Origin of the sequence: Bifidobacterium ramosum, assembly GCF_009299505.1 — a bacterium.
In the GTDB taxonomy this organism is placed as follows: domain Bacteria; phylum Actinomycetota; class Actinomycetes; order Actinomycetales; family Bifidobacteriaceae; genus Bifidobacterium; species Bifidobacterium ramosum.
In genome coordinates this window covers 15,695-36,461 of sequence record NZ_WBSM01000009.1, presented here as the reverse complement: position 1 = coordinate 36,461, position 20,767 = coordinate 15,695, and the positions used below count along the sequence as shown (strand labels likewise).

The following is a 20,767-nucleotide window of genomic DNA, read 5'->3' as shown; positions in this document are numbered from 1 at the left end:
CCGAGGAACTCGCCGCGATGGGCCCGATCCGCCGCTGGATCGCCACGCACCCCACCATCTGGGAGTTCATCCTGTTCAACGTGCTGTCGAACATCTCCACCGTCTCCCGCTTCGTGGTCACGTGGATCGGCACCGCCGTGTTCGTGGGCGTGCTCGGCCTGACCGCGCCGTTCCACTTCCTCATCTTTAACTACCCCGAGTCGGGCAACGGGCTGGGCGGCTTCCTCACGTTCCTGTTCGCCGAGGTGATCGCGCAGGTCGTGAACTTCTTCGTGCAGATGAAGTGGGTATTCAAGTCCGACTCCAGCTTTGCCGACGCCGCGTGGAAGTATGCGATCCTCGCCGTGGTGATCGTGGTCGTCAACCTCGTACTGCCGGGCTATGTGACCGCGCTGTGCCAAGGGTGGGGGCTGAACGCCGGCATCGCAGGCACCATCGCGTCGGTGGTGAACACGCTGCTCGCCGTGGTGGTGAGCTATCCGATCCTTAAGTTCTGGATCATGCCGAAGAAGTAGGGGTGCGGCGGCTCGTAGCCGGCGAGCTGTCTGTGCTCGTGGTCGCGCATGACCGGTCTGTTCACAGGCGCTTGCGTCGGGTCGTGACCGGCGATGTGTTTTCCTCCCACAAAGGTCTCCGATGAAGTGCTATCTGCTTCGTCGGGGACCTTTGTGCAAACTGAGAGGCAGATTTCGGGCGTTGCGCGAGTCTTTCTCCAAACTGAGAGGCAGCCTTTCTGCGTGCCACGATGTTATATGCCCCCTAAGTGGTGTCAGATGTGGCATTTATCAGTGGGGATTGCCTCTCAGTTTGGAGAAAGACCTGCACAGCCACGAATATCTGCCTCTTAGTTTGGCGAAAGACAATCCGTTGCGTGGTATGCCTGCGCCTTGCCCTCGGTGGCGACAACATCCCTCCGCCCGCCGATCCGCTGCGCGCGTTGTGCCCATCTTGCATGCCTCGCCCCATCGGGACTGGCGGTTTTCGCTCGCTGAGGGACGCGTGAGCGAGCGTTTTCTGCCATGCGGGTGAGGCGGTTTGGCGAGTGGCGGAGGCAGGGTGACGCATGGCGGAGGCGGTTTGGCGCGAAGTGGCGGAGGTGATTTGACGATTGAGAGGCTGATTTTGCGGGGCGTGGCAGTGCGTGGCCTGTTGCGAAACGCGAGGTGACACAGCGTCCCCGCTCGGTGTGTGCTACGTCAGTCCGCCCGCCCGTCGCGGCCCGCTCCCCCCCCGCCCCCGCTCACCGCGGCAGCAGCACCGTGAGCACAAACCAATGGTCCTCCGTGCGGATCGTCACCTCGCCGCCATATTGCGCCGCGATGTGCCGAATCGATTTCACTCCGAACCCGTGCCGCGCCGCATCCCGCTTGGTGGTACGTAGGTTCCCCGCGGCATCGGTGTCCAACGCGGATTCGTAGTAGTTCTCCACGCGGATCACCGTGAACCGCCCTTGCCCATACAGTGCGAGCCGGATGAGCCGCTGCTGCGGGTTGGGCAGTTTCGCCGCCGCCTCGATCGCGTTGTCGATCGCATTGCCGAACAGCGACGCAATGTCCATTGACGACATGCCGGCCAGCAGCGCCCCATCGGCTACGGCGGTGAACGTGATGCCGCGCTCGGCGCAGACGCGTGTTTTCGTGGTGAGGATGACGTCAAGCACCGGGTTGCCGGAATGTTGCTGCGCGCTGTATTCGGCCACCGACTGTTCGAGCTGCTCGAATCCGGCCGCCGCGTGTTCGGGGTCGACTTCGGCGCGCAATGCTGCGATCTGATGTTTGAGATCGTGCGCAAGTCGCCCGATCGACTCGAGGTTCTCCTTGGATGCCAGGTATTCCTGATGCTGGCTTTCGAGCTGCGCGTTGATCGACGCGAGTTCCGCGCTCGCCTCCATGCGTCGCGCCTGCTCCTGCTGTGCGTAGAGGATCGCGAATCCGCAGAAATCCACCAGTGTGCGGATGTAGAAGATCTCCTGCCCGACCGTTCCGGAGAATGGCGTGTTGGTGGAGACGAAGCTGAGGTTGCTCATGGCGAATGTCGCGATGGTGATGCCGATGGTACCGATCAGCAGTTGCCGTGTGGTTGCGGTCGGTTCGGTGTTGCTGAAGTTGCCACGTTCGACGAGCCATGCCGCGCCGATGCACAGCGTGTAGGTGATGATCAGGATCAGCCAGGATTGCCATGACGGCCATGCGAATGCCGCGCCGCCGGTGCTGTCTCCCTCGTTCCCGAGGCCTCCGAGGTGCGAGCCGACGAACGTTGTCAGCTGCCAGTACAGCGAGGCGACGAGTTCGGCGAGCACGAACGCGCGCGCTGTTATATAGAGTCCCTCGCGCCGCCCGGTTCCCGCGCCGATTCGGATGATCGCATACATGCTGCCGAACGCGAGCAGCATGCCGAACAGCCACAGCCACAGCGGCAGCGCACCGGCGGCGTACTGGATGGCGATCAGCACGGCCAGTCCTGCTGCGCCGGTTGCCATCGTTCGCCGTAGCGGCGCGCGGCGGTAGATGACGGCGAGGTACATCACGCAGGCCAGCCACTCGCTGATCGCCGAGTACAGTCGCGGAATATCGGGCAAAGCGTTGGTGATCGTCCCGTCGAGCCCGCCCATCACGCGCCACCCATATAGTCGGTGAGCGCTGTCAGGAACGCCTTTTTGCGCGGCCGGCTCACGCGCAAACGCTCGCCGTTCGACATGATGCAGTCCTGATCCGCCACGCCGGTCACGTGTCGCAGGTTCACCAGGTAGCACGAGTTCGACCGGAAGAAGTCGTGACCGGTGAGCCGTGTCTCGAAGTCCTTGAGCGTGCCGGAGACGGACATGCTGCCGCCGAGCAGGTGGATGATGATCGTGTGGCGGATCGATTCGAGGTAGACGACGTCGGCGAGTTCCAGCCGCTGCTGCCGACCGCCGACGTCGATGAGGATCGCGTCGTCCGCGCGGCGGCGGACCGTGTCGATCGATCGTTTGATCTCCTGTTTGAAGGCGAAGTATGGTACCGGTTTGAGCATGTACGACAGTGCGCCGACCTGGTATCCGGTGATCGCGTACTGCGGTGCGGCGGTGATGAACACGATGATGACGGAGTCGTCGCGCTCGCGGATGCGGCGGGCGGCTTCCATGCCGTCCATGTGCCGCATTTCGATGTCGAGGAGGAGGATGTCATAGACGGGAGCGTATTGTTCGGCGATTTGTGCGCCGTCGTCGAAGACGGAGACGACGAATCGTTCGCCGGTTTCCGATTGGTATTGGTTGAGGTAGTCGAGTACGCGTTGGCATGCGGACGGGTCGTCTTCGACCACGCCGATTCGGATTTCGCGCATGACTGACCTCCCGCGTCCCCGTGTCCGATCCTTCCCGATTCTAGCCGACGCGTCGGAGGGGCGCCGGGCGAGCTCACGTGGAGTGCCCCCCGTTCCCCTCTTCCTTGCCTTATCCATCCTCCCGTTTTCTCCACTCTCCCTACTTTTCCCCTCTTTTCCTCTTCCTCCTCTTCCTCCTCTTCCTCCTTTTCCTTGCGACTGTTCTTGCCCTCAGTCGGCTTCCCCCCTCAACGGACATACAGCCGATTCGGCCACCTAAATCGGCTGTATGTCCGTTAGAAACAAGACGAACATGCGCTGGAAGAGTCTGCGCGAGACGTACCGATCCCCTCTTTCCCGCGCTGTCCTCATAATGCTGCGTTGTCCCCGTGATGCTGCGTCGTTCTCGTGACGCTGCGTCGCTCCCGTAGTGCGTTCCGCACCGGCCTTCTCGTTGACGTTCTTCTCCCCTCGTAGGCTCCTTTCTCCTCAACGGACATACAGCCGATTCGGGCAGGGGAATCGGCTGTATGTCCGTTGAAGGGAGGACCGTTGATGAGGGGGAAGGACGGGGAAGGAGGAAGAGAAAGAGGAAGGGAAGAAGAGAGAAAGGGAACGTCGCCGCGACCACCTGATCGGCGTGTCTTTGTGAGCGCAAACATATTCCAGCAATCTCATCGTTAAGATCAACGGATCGCCCAAAACACGCCGTTGACGCGACCGAGACGGCGTGTATAGTAGAACGTGGCTCAGCGAAGAGGTCTTCAAAGAACCGAAGATAACTGAACGCCGAGGTTTGGGACTTAGCCAATGTGGGAAGTCATGAACCGAAGCACAGAATACAACCAAAAATCCCTTTACAACGGATCGTGAGACACGTACCTGTCTCTGAAAGGATGAACTATCATGGCTGAAGTCGTTTTCGACCACGTCACTCGTATCTACCCGGGCAACGACAAGCCCTCCGTGGATGATCTGAATCTGGATATCAAGGACGGCGAGTTCCTGGTGCTGGTTGGCCCGTCTGGCTGCGGTAAGTCCACCACCCTGCGCATGCTCGCTGGTCTGGAAGAGGTCAACAAGGGCCGCATCCTCATCGGTGGCAAGGACGTCACCACCATGCAGCCGAAGGACCGCGACATCGCCATGGTGTTCCAGAACTACGCTCTGTACCCGCACATGACCGTGGCCGACAACATGGGCTTCGCCCTGAAGATCGCCGGCACCCCGAAGGAAGAGATCCGCAAGCGCGTCGAGAAGGCCGCTGAGATCCTCGACCTGACCGAGTACCTCGACCGCAAGCCGAAGGCTCTGTCCGGTGGTCAGCGTCAGCGTGTCGCCATGGGCCGTGCAATCGTCCGTGAGCCGAAGGTCTTCCTCATGGATGAGCCGCTGTCCAACCTCGACGCGAAGCTCCGTGTCCAGACCCGTACCCAGATCGCCGCTCTGCAGCGTCAGCTGGGCGTCACCACCCTGTACGTGACCCACGATCAGACCGAGGCTCTGACGATGGGCGACCGCATCGCCGTCATCAAGCTCGGCATCCTGCAGCAGGTCGGCGCTCCGACCGAGCTGTACGATCGTCCGGCCAACGTCTTCGTCGCCGGCTTCATCGGCTCCCCGTCGATGAACCTGAACACCCACCCGGTGGTCAACGGCAAGGCGAAGATCGGTGAGGACACCGTGGATCTGCCGGCCGAGGCCGTCAACAAGCTGACTGCTGAGGACGGCGGCAAGATCGTCGTCGGCTTCCGTCCGGAGGATGCCTCCCTGGCCACCCCGGATGATCCGAACGCCTTCTCCCTGAAGGTCGTCAACGTCGAGGATCTGGGCTCCGACGGCTACATCTACGGCAACATCATCACCGATGGCTCCGCCGCCGAGGCTTCCCAGGTCATGTCCGACCAGAACAAGCTCACCACGATTCGTGTGAACCCGCGTGCGCTGCCGAAGGTCGGCGACACCGTCAAGATCAAGATCGATCCGTCCAAGATGCACCTGTTCGCTCCGTCGACCGAGCTGCGTCTGAACTAGTCGATCGGCCATCTTGGCCCGATAGATACTTGGTGCGGGAGATAACCGCACCAACCATTAAACGAGGCATTCTCTTCCTCTCTTAGGCCTCGTTGGAAAGGCCCCGCGTAGTAGCGGGGCCTTTCTTGTTGCCGGTGTGCGTCTCTGTGATCGCATGGCAGGAAACGCTCGCTGAGCGGAGCGTCAGCGAGCGTTTCCTGCCACGCGATACGCGGGCGGTACGGCGACGCGATGCCTGGTGCGCTCCCGGACCGCCGTCTGCTGCAGCCGGCGTCCACGCCACCCATCGGCACCGGCCTCGCTCACCCCTGCCCAACCCCGCAAGCCGTTCCGCCTGTGCAAGTACCATAGAACCTTATGGAAGTAAACGATTTGTCCCAACTGGACCCGCGCGCCCTCAAGGCCACATCCGTCAAAGCCGAGGATGCGTCCGCCGAATCCCACGAGCCGCAGGCGCTGAAGATCACCGCTGCCAGCTCGAACCCGAAGATGTTCACGCTCCCGTGGGAGAAGCCGCTCGCCACGTGGCCGCAGGAGCTGCTCGCCAACCTGCCGCGAGGCATCTCCCGCCACGTCGTGCGTTTCGTGCACGTGGGCGACGAGGTGTACGCGATGAAGGAGATCACCCGTCAGGTCGCCGAGCGCGAGTATGAGCTGCTGCGTCGTCTGCAGAAGCTCGACCTGCCCACGGTCCAGCCGATCGCCGTGGTCACGGGCCGTCATAACCGCGAAGGCGAGCCGCTCGAGGCGATCCTCGTCACGAAGCATCTCAAGTTCTCGCTGCCGTACCGCGCGCTGTTCGCCCGCAACCTGCGCCCGGACACCGCCGAACGCCTGATCGACGCGCTGGCCGTCCTCATGGTCCGCCTGCATCTCGCCGGCTTCTACTGGGGTGATGTGTCGCTGTCGAACGTCCTGTTCCTGCGCGACGCCGACGCGTTCTCCGCGTTCCTGGTCGACGCCGAAACCGGCGATCTGCATGTGAACCTGACCGAGGGCCAGCGCGAGTACGATATCGATCTTGCGCGCACGAACATCATCGGCGAACTCATGGATCTTGCTTCCGGTCGCCTGCTGCCGAGCGACGTGGACGAGATCGAGGTCGGCAACCGGCTTGCGGAGCGCTACCACTCGCTGTGGAGCGCGTTGACGGATACGGACAAGTTCGGCCCGGACGAGATGTGGAAGATCGAGAAGCGCGTCAACAAGCTCAACGAGCTCGGTTTCGACGTGGACGAGCTGGAGATGAAGACCGCGGACGACGGCAAGCGTGTGCTGGTGCGGCCGCGCGTGGTCGATGCGGGGTATGCGTCGCGTAAGCTGCTGCGTCTGACCGGTTTGGACGTGCAGGAGAACCAGGCGCGTCGTCTGCTAAACGATCTGGATGCGTACCGTGCGTCGACGTGGCGTGAGGGCGAGGAGTTGGAGATCGTCGCGACGGACTGGATGCGTGAGGTGTACGAGCCGACGGTGCGTATGATTCCGCGCGAGTACCGTTCGCAGATCGAGCCGGCGCAGTTCTTCCACGAGGTGCTGGATCATCGGTGGTTCCTTGCGGAGAAGGCCGGTCATGATGTGCCGATGGGCGAGGCCGTGAAGAGCTACATCGAGAACGTGCTGCCGCAGTACAAGCTGGATAAGAAGGACGTGGATGCGTTGAATGCCGAGGCCGATTCGGGCGTGGTGGACGACGAGTATACGTACAACGAGGGTTCCGGCGATTATGACGACGATGGCTACAATCCGGACGATGATCCGGATGCCGCGGTTTGGAGCCACTGAGCCGTAGCGTTCGTCCGTGGTGCTCTCTTTCAACGGACATACAGCCGATTGGGATACCGAAATCGGCTGTATGTCCGTTAAGGAGTTGGTGACCGTGACGGGTTGGGGCGGGGAACGTGGCTGTGTGCCGCCTGTGTGGCTGTGGCTTTTTCTTAACGGACATACAGTCGATTTGCCCGGTCCGATCGGCTGTATGTCCGTCAAGAGAGCCGTTACGATTCCGTCGTCATGCGAATGTATGCAGCATGTTCGCGTAGATATTCCCTGAGATACGGTATTGCGAAATCCACCTTGCCGTATCCGCGGTCTTCGATCACCTGCGCTTCGATCAGCCGCATGCGGTAGATGCCCGCGTATTTCACATCCTTGCCCATGCGTTCTGCGATCGTGGATGTCGATGATGGTCCGTCGTCCTGTGCCATCGCCAGCAGATATGTGCGGTCGATCGGTGACAGTCCGTCGAGTTCCGGGCCGTGAACCGTATCGCCGAGCCGGCTGAGGGCGTCGCGCACGCCGGCTTCGGCCTCGTTAACGGATACCGTGAACGATTCGTCGACGTTATGGTTGCGAATGGCGATTCGCCAGATGTGATATCCCACGAGTTGGATCATAAAGGGGTAGCCAGCGGTCGCCTCGGTTGCGATCTGTAATGGTTCGCCGTCGAGTTCCACACCGGTCTCGCGGAAGGTGGAGGTGAGCGCCTGCGAGACTTCCGACAGCGGTACGTCTCCGAGGCGTTCTGGTTGTGCCCGACGCAAGAAGGTCATGACATCGTCATTGAGCCAGCGTGAGGTCATTGACGGGAGTCCGGCGAATACGAACGCCAGATTTCGGTTTTCGCTCGTCAGATGCTGAATTGCGGTGGCGATGGATACCATGTCGTCGCGGTCGGCGGCTTGGGCTTCGTCGATGGTGATCAGCAACCCGTTGCCATGCCGCTCCAGTTCGTCGAGTCGTGTGCTCATGGCTTGACGTAGCGTCAAAGGCATCCGGGAACGTTCATAGTGCAGTCCTCCAAGACTGCCGCCGATGTTCATGACGCTGACGGATGGTTCGAACGATAGACTGAAATTGCCCTTCTGCGGCTGCATGCTGTCAATGAGCCGCTGTGTCATGCCGGAGGATGCCGTTTCGCTGAGCGTCTGCCAGCCGCGTTGTTCGGCGATGCGGCGGAATTCGGTAAGCATAACCGTTTTCCCGACCCCTCGAGCGCCGGTCACGCGCATGAGTCGTCCTGGTGCCCCGGAACCGTTGTCCAGTCCTTCTTCGAAATCGGAGAGGATGATGTCTCGACCGATCAGAGTCGGCGGTAGATGCCCGGCGCTGGGTTTGAAAGGGTTGGTTCTAGTGCGTGACATGGCTCCTCCGATGCAGCTTCGCTGTCCTGTGTTTATGTGTAGTGTATCAAAATCTAAAACAATCTAAAACAATATAAAAATATCTAAAGAAAGGGTGGGGTAGGTGTCTGATTTGGCATTAGACGCTGTGTTCCTCTCTCAGCGGACATACAGCCGAAACAGGTACCGAAATCGGCTGTATGTCCGTTGGGGGTTGGTGACTGTGGGGTGCGGGTTACTGCTGTGATTTGCGTGATCGCAGTTTTCTGTTCCTGACGGACAACCAGCCGATTGGGATACCGAAATCAGCTGGTTGTCCGTCTTTGTTGGTGGCGTATGCGTATGTGAGTATGCGGCTCTCTCCCTAACGGACATACAGTCGATTTGCTTGGTCCGATCGGCTGTATGTCCGTTGGGGGTTGGTGACTGTGAGGTGGGGTGGGGATGGTCGGCTGTATGTCCGTTAAGGAATAGTGATTGTAAGGTGCGGGTGTGGTCGGATGGTTGCTGTTGGGGGAGGGGAGCGCGATGGTGATGCGAAGGTATGCAGTGGATGGGAGTACGGGGGAGTGTGTCGAAGTGATGCGTGACGCTTTGCAATGACAGGATTGCTCGGGAATGCTTACGATTGCGTACGTTTGCTTTGGGGTGATTTCAACTTATTTACCGCGCGTTAATTAGCAAGTTTTGCGAAGGTTTGCAAACGGCCGCGTGTCGGGGGTATATTGGTTGACAAAGGGTCTGTAGATGTCGGCTCAATGACGAATGCGCCGTGAGGAGAGTTATGGACAACCGGAGAGATCAGCAACCGATGCGCTCGGTTATGACAACGTTCGCAAGGTGGGTTGTCGGGTGGCTGCGAGCAGTCGCAATGCGAACGTTCGCGTTCGCAAGCGCCTCCCGGTCGTCCAGTGCAGTGACGTTTGGCAACGCGGAGCCGCCCGTACGCGTGTATGACGAGGCAAACCACGGCACCCGCACCCTCGCCACCAAGGCCACGGCGCTGTTCGTCGCCATCGCCACGCTGCTCGCCTGTGTCCTCGTGGCCCCCGCGGCAAACGCGGCCGCCAACTATGACCTGAGCGGCGCGCAAAGCGGCTGGGTGGATGGCGACGAGACCAAGGTCATCATCGGCGGCAAGGATTACACCCCCGGCATGAGCGTGAACTACGGGGATTCGGTCAAGGTGCAGTTGCACTGGAAGGTTCCCAACAAGGACATCACTATCGGGGAGGGCGACACCTTCACGTACGATCTGCCGGCCGGCATCGCCTTCCAGTCCGAAGGTCCCATCAACATGCTCTGCGGTGACGGCAATGTATGCGGTTCGTTTACCATCAACGGCAACCACATCGTCGCCACGTACACCAGGGCCGATACCTCCGGCGAGAGCGGCGGCAACGTAACGGCGTTCGTCACCGCCAACGGCACCATCACCTCTAAGGCCACAGATGGCAACGACGGCGGCAAAACCGAATTCGAGTTCCCCGGCTACGGCAAGGTCGAAGTCGACATCGCGCCGATCCACCAGCTGAGCGCCTATAAGAACGGCGCCGTGTCCACGGATGATCCGTCCGTGTTCTATTTCGTGGTGGACGTCAAATCCACGGGCACCAACGATAACGTGCGGCTGGACGACACGATGGGAAATCTGCTCAACCTGCAGACCGACCCGCCGCTCGAGATCTACACCGATCAAGAGCTCAGCAAGCCGTACACCGGTGATTGGAGCGTGCTCAAGAAGGACGAGCACAGCTTCAGCGTCAACATCGACCATATGAAGGACGGCGAGCAGCTGCACGTCAAGTACTATGTGAAGGTCGACAGGCAGGCGGTCAGCGACGCCATCAAGGCCGACAAGAACACCGCCTTGGTGAGGAACACGGTCAAGTATTCCAGCGACAACGACACCACGAAGAAGGAGACGTCGCAGTCGATATGGATCAACAACAGCTGGACCGTCGAGAAGAAGGGCTCCGCCAGCACCAACGGGGACGGCACGGCAAGCATTACGTGGACGATCACCGTGGTTCCCGACCCCGGTGCCACGATGAAGACGAAGACCCTGGTTCAGGACATTCTGGGTCAGGGACTGCAGGAGCCCACCGGCGACATCACGATCACGTCCATGCACACGCGGTGGTATGACGGCAATCCCGACGTCACCACCGTGTCGTGGGAGGATCTGAAGAGCGGCAAGGCCACGTTGCCGAACCTTCCGACCGACAATACGAAGCCATACGCCGAGTACCGCATCACGTACACCACGAAGGTCGATAAAGTGCCTGAAGAAGGCAGCGGCGACAAGGACAAGTACACCAACCGCGCGGAAATCACGCCGGGCGACGGCAGCGGCACGTCCTCCGGTTCGGGTTCGGTGACCATCGGCCAAGACGCCGTGAACCTGTCGAAGTCGTATGTCGGCTCTGCCACCGAAAAGCAGACGCTGCAGTGGATGACGACCTTTACGGCCAAGGACAACCTTCCGGCCGGCAAGGTGCTCACCGACACCGTCGATCAGGACGAGAACGGCAAGACGTATGGCGACTACCAGCTGGTCAGTGCCAATGCCGATGACATCACGATCTACCTCGACAAGGACAGGAAGAACAAATACACGGGCAACGTCACGAAGACGATCGCCGCCGACCGCAAATCGTTCAAGATCACGTTCAACGACGCGATCCCCCAAAACACCAAGCTGTACATCTTCTACTCGTCCCAGGTGAAGGTCGGCACCCCCGACGGCACGAAGTTCTACAACACCGTGAACTTCGTGAAGAAGGACGCCGACGCGAACTACAAGCCGGTGATCGACAACCTCAGCAAAGGCAACCGTTACACCGGAGACAAGACCGATGGTAACAAGCTGACGCCGCAGGAACGCAATCTGTTCCGCTGGGAGCTCAAGGTGCATGACATCCCGTCCGGCACCAAGGACGTGACCATCACCGATACGTTGCCGAAGTATGACGACGGAAGCTGCGCGCTGGTGTACGTCTCCGATTCGCTGCGCGCCATGAACAGCAAGGGCACCACGTTCGCCGGCGCCAGCGTGATCGACAACGGCAACTGCACGCTGACGTTCACGCTGGCCAGGAACAGCGCCGCGTTCGCCCAGGCGCAGACCGGCAATGGCCTGTATCTGGTCTACGACACCACGTATGCCGATCTGACCAAGGCGAAGGACAATATAAAGTACACCAACAGCGCGCAGATCTCCGTGGACGGCGCGCTGCAGCTGCCGGATACCAGCACGATCACCGCCGGCAAGGCGTCGTTGGTGAAGAAGGTCGGCACGTATGACAAGAACACCGCGCCGTACATCAACTACACGGTGCAGGTGAACCCGGGCGCGATGACCCTGAACAAGGGCAATACGCTCGAACTCACCGATACGCTTGGACCGGCGCTCGCCCTGCTCATGAACAGCGTGAGCATCGTGGATGCCAACACCAAGCAGGAAGTGCTAGGAGCGACCTATTCGTATGATCCGGCCACGCGCACCACCGTGTTCAAGGTGCCGGACGGCCGCGCGATCACCATCACGTACAAGGCGACCGTGCTGCTCAAGCCGGGCACTGACTTCACGTGGGATACGGGCAGCAACGCCAGCAACGCCAGCAACAAGATCGTGTTGAAGGGATACGGCAACAACGGCGGCTCCAGTGAAACCACGCAGTGGGGCAAAGTCCAGGAAGCCCAGGGCGGCTTCTCGTTCAGCAGCAACGCGTTGCAGATCTACAAGTATGCCGACGGTGACACCACCAAGCCGCTGAACGGCGCGGAATTCACAGTGGAACGACTGAACAACGTCGACATGACCCAAGGCAAGACATGGGAGTCTGACAAGAAACCGACCACGATCGCTTCCGGCCTGACTTCCGGCACCAACGGCTACACGTCGGCCGTGGCGCTCAAGTCGGATACCATCTACAAGATCACGGAGACGAAGGCGCCAGAAGGGTATGTCGATAAAGACCTGCCAACGAAGTACATCGTGTTCCCGGGCAATGACCACAACTGGGAGTTCTACAAAGATGCGACGATCGACGGCAGCGAGTTGTACTCGGTTGTTATTGACGACGACAAGCACACCACCCTGCAGACCTATCTGTGGGCGGTGAGTAACAAGCGCGGCATCGAGAAGAGCTTCACGCTCAACAAGCAGGACGAAAGCGGCAAGCCGCTCGCTGGAGCCGCGTTCGAGCTGACCAAGGACGGCGATTCGTCATTCGCCCCGCAGTACTGGACGGCGAACGACAACGAATCCTCGCATACGTTCGAGAAGCTGACCCCGGGCACCTACACCCTCACCGAAACGCAGGCGCCGAACGGTTACCAGACGGCCAAGCCGGTCACCATCGTCGTGTCGGAGTCCGGCACGGTGATCGTGGACGGCAAGAACGCGAGCGATGCGAATGGCAACAACGTCGTGACCGTTACCGATGCCAGCGCCACCACGAAGATTCGCGCGACCAAGGTGTGGAACGACGGCGACAACCAGGACGGTGGCCGTGGCGTGGTCACGTTCCAGCTGTACAAGACGGTCGGAGGCAAGGAACAGCACCTGTCCAATCGGGACCAGGTGATCCGTCCAAGTGCCACCGGATCCGACCTGACCGTGGAATGGGACGACCTGCCCGTCAAGGAGGGCGGACAGGACGTGACCTATTCCGTCAAGGAGCAGTACACCGCCGCTGTCGGCTTCGACGGGTACACGCAGAGCGGCCCGGACTGCAAGGCGGACGGCGACGGCGTGCAGAACTGCGCATTCACCAACAGCTATACGCCGAAGACCACTCAGGTCACCGTGACCAAGAGGTGGGACGATGCCGACGATCAGGACGGGATCCGCCCCGATTCGGTCAAGGTGCAGCTGTACGCCAACGGCGAGAAGATGGAGGACACCCAGTATGAGGTCACGCTGAACGGAGACAATGAGTGGTCCCACACGTGGACCGATCTGCCGGTCTACCGCGACGGTACCCCGATCTCCTACACGGTGAAAGAGGACAAGGTGCCGAACGGGTACGCCGTGACCGTGAACGGCAACGCCACCGACGGATTCGTCGTGACCAACACGCACCGCCCTGAATCCGCGGAGGTGTATATCTCCAAGCGTGACCTTGGCGGCAACGAGATCGACGGTGCGGTGATGCGCATCACCGGCGTCGAAACGGAATCCGGTGAGAAGATCGAGCCGATCCAGTGGAAGAGCGAGGCCGGCAAGTCGCATCAGGTCAAGCTTGAGCCCGGTCAGTACACGCTCACCGAGATCCTGGCGCCGTCCGGCTACGAGAAGGCCGATCCGGTGAACTTCACCGTCGAACGCGACGAGAACGACGCCGACAAGCTGATCGTCAAGGTCAACGGCCAGCAGCAGTCCACCGTGACCATGACCGATGCGTACACCACGCACACGGTCAAGGTGTCCAAGCAGAGCCTGACCAACGGCGTGGGCGAGATCGCCGGCGCGGAACTGCAGATCACCGGCACCACGTTGTCCGGCGAGTCCATCGACCCGATCGGGTGGACGTCGGACGGCTCAACCAAGTCGGTCAAACTGGTGCCCGGCTCGTACAAGCTGCACGAAAAGAAGTCGCCGAGCGGTTACCAGCCGGCTCCCGACATCACGTTCACCGTCGCGCTTGACGGCACGGTGACCGTCGACGGCGTGGCACAGGATGACGGCAAGATCGTCATGATCGACGCGCCGGATGAAACCAACGTGACCGTCTCCAAGGTCGCCGTCTCCGGCACCACCGAGCTGGAAGGCGCGGTATTCGAACTGACCGGCACGACGTTCGAGAAGAACAGCGTGAGCGAACGTTGGACGTCCTCCGCGGACGGCCCGAAGACGTTCCAGTTGGCGGACGGCACATACACGCTCAAGGAGGTCAAGGCCCCGAAGGGCTATGACCTGATCGCCGACCCGATCGCGTTCACCGTGAGCCAAGGCAAGGTGATCGTGGGCGACAAGGCGCAAAGCGGCAACCTGATCCGCGTCGAGGACGCGCTCAAGCAGTACACGAGAGTATCCGTGCGCAAGCGCTGGGAGGACAGCCGAAACAGCGAGAATCTTCGTGAAGGTCTGACGATCTACGCCATCCTGCAGCGCAACGGTAAGGCGCTCGCCACGGAGGGCGAGTGCACGTCCGGCTCTAACGGCTACTGCGTCCAGCTGAACGACGATAACAACTGGGCGTACGACTGGACCGGTCTGCCGCGCAACGACGACGAAGGCAACCGCTACAGCTACACCGTGAGCGAGACGATCATCGATACGAGTGAGAAGGATGCGAACGGCAAGACCCACAAGGACTACTACCATTCATCGATCGACAAGAACCAGGGCGTCAACGGTGCCGAGTTCACGATCTACAACATCCACCAGCCCAGCTCGGTCGACATCGAACTCGAGAAGGACTGGAAGGACGGTGACAACCAGGACGGTCTGCGCCCGGCCGACGGCATCGGCATCCAGGTATACGGCGACGCGAAGTGCTCGTCGGTCGGCGATGACGGCGAAGCCGTCGAAGCGACCTGCAGTGATCTGTTGATCACCACCAAGCTCAAGCCCAATGCGGACGGCGAGTGGAAGTGGACGCTCGAGAACCTGCCCAAGGTTAACAAGGATGGCAAGGAATACACGTTCCGTGTGGTCGAAGACCCGGTGCCGGGGTACAACGGCTACGATCTGCAGGGGCAGTGCGCCTCCGACGACAAGGATAAGGACGGCAAGCCCGTCTGCACGACCGAGATCTCGAAGACCGATGCCGATGAGCAGAAGGGCGTCAACGAGAAGTTCACGATCACCAATACCCACACGCCGGCTACCACGGCCGTGACGGTGAACAAGGTGTGGAGCGACAACGACAACTTCAACGGCAAACGTCCCGATAGCGTGACCATCTGGCTGCTGTCGAGCATCTGGGACGGCTCGAACGGCTGGCCGGTGCCGCAGAATCGTGAATGTGTGGGTACTAAGGTCGTCGGCGTGAGCTGCGCCGTGCTGACCGTAAAGAATGCCGCGCCGAAGGCGGCTGCGTCCGTGGCGGATGGTTCGGACGGTGGCGCCGGCAGCGGATCCTCCACGGCCGATACCGATCCGAACGTGTGGACGTACACGTTCAAGAACCTGCCCAAGTACTACAAGGGCAAGCAGGTGAACTACAGCGTGACCGAAGAGGCCGTGGACGACTACACGCCGTTGGTCAAGGTCATGAAATCGGCGGCCGTGACCGACGATACGGCCACGGAGACCGCGACCCAGACCGAGAACGGCGGAACCATGCAGGCCAATGCGGCCGACTCTGATACGACCGTGCTGCAGCTCACCAACACGAACACGCCGGAAACCACCAGTGTGCCGGTGCGCAAGGCGTGGGGTGACCACGGCAACGCCACCGGCGTCCGACCGAAGGCGATCTGGGTGCAGATCTACGAACGTACGACCGGCACCACGGGCACGACGCTCACCGAAGCCGCGGGCAATCAGGTCACCGTCAACGGTTCGGCGTTCTCGAACGCCGACCTTACCGGCCTGAAACCGGTCGGCAGCCCGGTCAAACTCGATGACACCAACAGCTGGGCATACATCTTCGGTGCCACCGACGACAAGGACTCCCACGGCGTCCAGCGCACCCTCAGCAAGTACAAGACCTACGAGGTGCGTGAAGTCACCGAGCCGGACGAGAACGGCAAGTACCAGCCCGTCTCGTCGGTCGACGGCTACCAGCCGCCGATCATCACCGGCAGCCAGGACGGCAAGGGCTACACCATCACCAACACGATCATCCCCACGCTGCCGAACACCGGTGGCGAAGGCCTCGCCCGCACGATGCTGTTCGGCCTCGCGTTCATCGCGCTCAGCGGTGCGTTCCTGGCCAGCCAGCTGCGTGACGGCAACGGCATGATGATCGGCGGCATGCGCCGCGGCAAGCACGGCAAGAAGGGAGGCGCCCGATGATCGAGCGCGTCAGGAAGATGGCGGCCGCGCTGATCGGCGTGGCCATGGCGATCAGCGGCGCCGCGGCCACCTCGGTCGCGGCGGCGGCCGACGAGACGAACAAGACCGCCACCACGCAGACGACCGCCGCCACGAAGGCGCTGAACAACAGCGACGTGACGATCATCGCATTCCAGCAGTCGTGGAACACGATCGCGAAGGAATGCACGTCCACGTACGGCCCCGAAGGCGTCGGCTACGTGCAGATCTCGCCGCCCGAGGAATCCGTGCAGGGCACCGAATGGTGGACGGTCTACCAGCCGATCAGCTACTCGCTCAACTCGCGCTTCGGCACCGAGGATGACCTCAAGAACATGATCACGACCTGCAACGCCGCCGGCGTGCAGATCATCGCCGACGTGGTGCTCAACCACACGTCCGGACATGACGTGTCGTGGGTCGAGGACCAGCTTGGCGTGGCCGGCACCAAGTACAACGGCACCTACGGCCGCTACCCGGGCATCGGCATCTACCAGTACGAGGAGAGCGGCAACAACCACCAGTACGGTCTCGCCTCCGGTGACTTCCACGCGTGCCGAGACAACATCGCGGACTACACGGACGTCAAGGAAGTGCAGGAGTGCCGCCTGTTGACCATGTGGGACATCAACACCGGCAGCGAACGCGTGCAGAACATCCAGGCCGAATACCTCGCCAAACTGTGGGAGCTCGGCGTGCGCGGCTTCCGCATCGACTCCGCGAAGCACATCAGCACCAACGATCTTGCGGGCATCAAGGCGAAACTCGCGACGAAGATCGGCGTGGCGACTTCCGCCATCCCGTTCCAGCAGGAGGTCATCTACCATCAGGGCGAAGCCGAGGAGCTCGCGCCGAAGAACTACATCAGCAACGGCGACGTCACCGAATTCTCGTATTCGTATCAGCTGCGCCAGTACTTCAACGGCGACATCAGCAACCTGAAGAACATCAGCAACGGTCTGCTGCCCAGCGACAAGGCTACCGTGTTCGTCTCCAACTGGGATACCGCGCGCGGCTCCGAAACGCTGACGGTCAACTCCGGCTCGCGCTACGAGCTCGCGACCGCGTTCATGCTCGCCTACGACTACGGCAAGCCGAAGGTCATGTCCGACTACTACTTCGCCTCGGACAACTCCGATGCCGGCCCGAACGGCACCACCGACACGAGAACGCCGGACGTGGATTTTGACGCCGTATGCAAGGCAAGTAGCGGCGGAACATCCACGGCGGTCGCCGCCTCCGTGACCGACCGTCAGCAGGGCGACTGGCTGTGCGAGCAGCGCTGGGCGTCCGTGCGCGGCATGATCGGCTTCCACAACGCGGTTTCCGGCACCAAGGTCGGCAACTGGCAGAACAACGGCACCAACAACATCGGCTTCGCACGAGTCGACGGCGACGGTAACGCCGTGGGCTTCATGGCCATCAACAACACGCTGAAGGAGCACAAGGAAACGTATGACACCGGTCTTCCCGATGGCGAGTACTGCGACGTGTACAGCTCCGGCGACACCTGCAACAAGGTGACCGTCAAGGACGGCAAACTCACCGTGACGATCGGCAAGCGTTCCGCAGTCGCGATCTACAAGACCGCGCCGAAACCGAATGACTGGAAGGGCTACAGCACCACCGATTCCGGCTACGACGACCAGGTCGATACCGGCCGAATCGGCGACACCACGAGCACCATCTACTACAGGAACACCGGAAACTGGTCCAACGTGTACATCCAGTACGCGGTCGGCGACACGCTGCTCAACGGCGAACCGGTGAAGATGGATCCGGCGACGGCATCGGTCGACGGCTGCGCCACGGACGGCTGGTATGCGATCACCCTGCCGAAGGGCGTCAACACACAGCGCATCCGGTATCGGTTCACCGACGGCAACGGCAACTGGGACTACCATTCCGGCACCAGCACCGATGCGGCCAACGGAACCCCGTACGAGAATGCGGTGGGTACGGCCATCACCGCGATCGACAACCACGACGAGACGATCGGCGTGCCGTTCACCTGCGCCGTGTCTGCGAAGACCACGTTCACCGTGCACTTCGCCGACGCCACCGCCGCGCAGCAGAACGCGTCTGGCGTGGTCGTCTGGGGCGACGGGCTGAACGAAACGTACTATCCGTTCGACAAGACCGAAGACTCCGACGGCAAGCGTATGACCGCCGAAATCGATGGTGACCACACGACGCTGCAATACCGCATCGTCGCCTCCAAGGCGACCAAGGACAAGCCGGTCGATGGTACGATGCAGTCGTACAGCGCCTCCGTGATCGACAAGACGGACGGCAATGTGGTATCCAAGGTCCGCGGTTCCATCGAGGCATGGGTGGACGGCAGCGACGGCAAGGACTACGACTCGTCGAACGAGGCGCGTCACCCGGCCTCCGTGCCCCAGCCGAACGATGTGAAGAACCCGAAGAAACTCACCATCACCGTGCACTACATGCGCGCGGACGCCAATTACCAGGAATACGACCTCGACTCCGACTCGTGGAAGGGTTGGGATCTGTGGACCTGGTCGGGTGAACAGACCGGTTCCCCGGTGCAGTTCACCAGCCACGACGACTACGGCATGATCGCCACGTACACGCTGACGCAGAACGACAAGGGCAACCGTCGTCCTGAATACATCCTGCGCATGGGCGGTGATTCGTGGAGCGGCAAGGATCCGGACAACAACGACCATCTGATTCCCGAATCGGCCATCACCGTTCCCGCCGGTCAGGTCGAGAACGGTACCGCCGAGATCTGGCTGATCAGTGGAGACCCGACGATCTACACGCATCGTCCGGCCGTGTCCGGCGTGACGTTCAAGACCATGTTCGACTGGAACGTCAGCCCGCAGGCGGTGCCGTACGGCGGCACGGTCGCGGAACTCGACCCGCGTCAGGTGCCGCAGCGACCCGGCTACGCCTTCCTCGGATGGAGCACGAACACGAATGGTCCCGTCAACTTCACGCTGGGCGTGAACGGCACCCCGGTGACCAAGCGGCTCAAGCTGTGGGCGCAGTACGCCAAGGCCAATACGATCACGTTCGACAGCCAAGGCGGCTCCGCGGTCGCCATGCAGACGGTGCAGGACGGCCAGAAGACCGTCGAACCGACTGCACCGACGCGTGACGGTTACACGTTCCGCGGCTGGAGCACCACGAAGGACGGCACGAACGCCGACTTCGTGTTCGGCCAGGAGCTGGACGGCGACTTGACGCTGTACGCGGTGTGGACGATCAACCAGTACACGGTGACGTTCGACAGCCAAGGCGGCTCCGCGGTCGCCCCGGCGACCGTGGACCACGGCAATTCCGTGGACGCGCCGGCCGCGCCGACCAAGTCCGGCATGGACTTCGTCGGCTGGGTGACGGACGACGGCAAGGGCAACCCGACCGACACTCCGTACAACTTCGACGCTCCCGTGAACGGCGATCTGACCTTGCACGCCAAGTGGGTGACGGCCGGCACCAAGGTGCATCTGGTCACGTTCCATCGCAACGACGCCACCGACGCCTCTGGCGATACCGCCGAACCGGTGACGATCTACGTCGAGGACGGCAAGGCCGTGGCCGAGCCGAGCGGCGAATCGACGCGCGACGGCTACCGCTTCGCCGGCTGGACCACCGACAAGGGCGGCGTCACGCCGTACGACTTCTCGAAGCCCGTGGCGGGTAACCTTGACCTGTACGTGCACTGGGTGAAGACGTGGACGGTCTCGTTCGACCTCAATTACGACGGCGCGACGGGAATCGACGCGCAAACGGTTGATGACTCGAACGCCGGTACGACCGGCCATGACGCCGTTGAACCGGCCGAACCAAGCCGCGACAAGTACCGGTTCATGGGCTGGTACGCCGACAAGGCGCTGACTGCGGAGTTCGAGTTCGGCAAGACTCCGGTGACCGGCGACATCACCCTCTACGCCAAGTGGGAGAAGGCCGGCACGGTGTGGACGATCAAGTTCGACCTCAACGGCGGTACGGCTGCTGACTCGTCCGACAGCGCATTCGCCGCGCAGAGGGTGTACGACGGCGAGAAGCTGATCAAGCCGACGAAGAATCCTGCCTCGTGGACTGACGACAAGGGTGTGACGTACACCTTCCAGGGCTGGACGACCGTGCGCAACGACGCCCTCGCGGGTGCCGGAGCCGATGGCTCGTTCACCGGCGGCAGCGCCTTCGGCTTCGCGTGGAACAAGGAGACCAACCGGTACGAGAGCCTCATCCCGATCGACCGCAACGGCACGCTCTACGCCCTCTGGGCCAAGAACACGACCACCAAGTAACGAGGTCGGTTCCGTCCGATACAAGGCGGCGGCGAACG

Annotated in this window: 8 protein-coding genes; 5 read left to right on the top strand and 3 right to left on the bottom strand. The window is 61.5% G+C overall.

Features of this window, described 5'->3' with window-relative positions; all coding sequences use genetic code 11:
• Positions 1 to 17 precede the first annotated feature (17 nt).
• The gene (locus DSM100688_RS08545) at positions 18 to 515 is read left to right on the top strand and encodes a GtrA family protein (RefSeq protein ID WP_152358748.1); all 498 of its coding nucleotides are present in this window, start codon (positions 18 to 20) and stop codon (positions 513 to 515) included.
• A 725-nt stretch (positions 516 to 1,240) separates the two neighbouring features.
• On the opposite strand, the gene DSM100688_RS08540 is transcribed toward DSM100688_RS08545, so the two are convergent.
• Positions 1,241 to 2,611, bottom strand: coding sequence for a sensor histidine kinase (locus DSM100688_RS08540; RefSeq protein ID WP_152358683.1), 1,371 nt, complete (start codon positions 2,609 to 2,611; stop codon positions 1,241 to 1,243).
• Positions 2,611 to 3,324, bottom strand: a complete 714-nt coding sequence (locus tag DSM100688_RS08535; RefSeq protein ID WP_152358682.1) for a LytR/AlgR family response regulator transcription factor — start codon at positions 3,322 to 3,324, stop codon at positions 2,611 to 2,613. Before DSM100688_RS08535 ends, DSM100688_RS08540 begins: the two co-directional genes overlap by 1 nt.
• An 885-nt stretch (positions 3,325 to 4,209) precedes the next feature.
• Here DSM100688_RS08535 and DSM100688_RS08525 point away from each other — a divergent pair.
• A complete protein-coding gene (locus tag DSM100688_RS08525; RefSeq protein WP_152358680.1) occupies positions 4,210 to 5,337 on the top strand; it encodes an ABC transporter ATP-binding protein in 1,128 nt (375 codons plus the stop codon).
• Positions 5,338 to 5,694: 357 nt separating this feature from the next.
• On the top strand, positions 5,695 to 7,119 hold the full coding sequence (locus DSM100688_RS08520; RefSeq protein WP_152358679.1) for a DUF4032 domain-containing protein: 1,425 nt from the start codon (positions 5,695 to 5,697) through the stop codon (positions 7,117 to 7,119).
• 212 nt (positions 7,120 to 7,331) lie between these two features.
• On the opposite strand, the gene DSM100688_RS08515 is transcribed toward DSM100688_RS08520, so the two are convergent.
• Positions 7,332 to 8,477, bottom strand: coding sequence for an ATP-binding protein (locus DSM100688_RS08515; RefSeq protein WP_152358678.1), 1,146 nt, complete (start codon positions 8,475 to 8,477; stop codon positions 7,332 to 7,334).
• 895 nt (positions 8,478 to 9,372) lie between these two features.
• On the opposite strand from DSM100688_RS08515, the gene DSM100688_RS08510 reads away from it, so the two are divergent.
• Together DSM100688_RS08510 and DSM100688_RS08505 are read left to right on the top strand one after the other, a co-directional pair.
• On the top strand, positions 9,373 to 16,428 hold the full coding sequence (locus DSM100688_RS08510) for a Cna B-type domain-containing protein (protein WP_163146935.1): 7,056 nt from the start codon (positions 9,373 to 9,375) through the stop codon (positions 16,426 to 16,428).
• Positions 16,425 to 20,729 (top strand): InlB B-repeat-containing protein, encoded by a 4,305-nt coding sequence (locus tag DSM100688_RS08505; protein WP_152358676.1) that lies wholly within the window; start codon positions 16,425 to 16,427, stop codon positions 20,727 to 20,729. The genes DSM100688_RS08510 and DSM100688_RS08505 overlap by 4 nt, the downstream gene beginning before the upstream one ends.
• Positions 20,730 to 20,767: the final 38 nt, after the last annotated feature.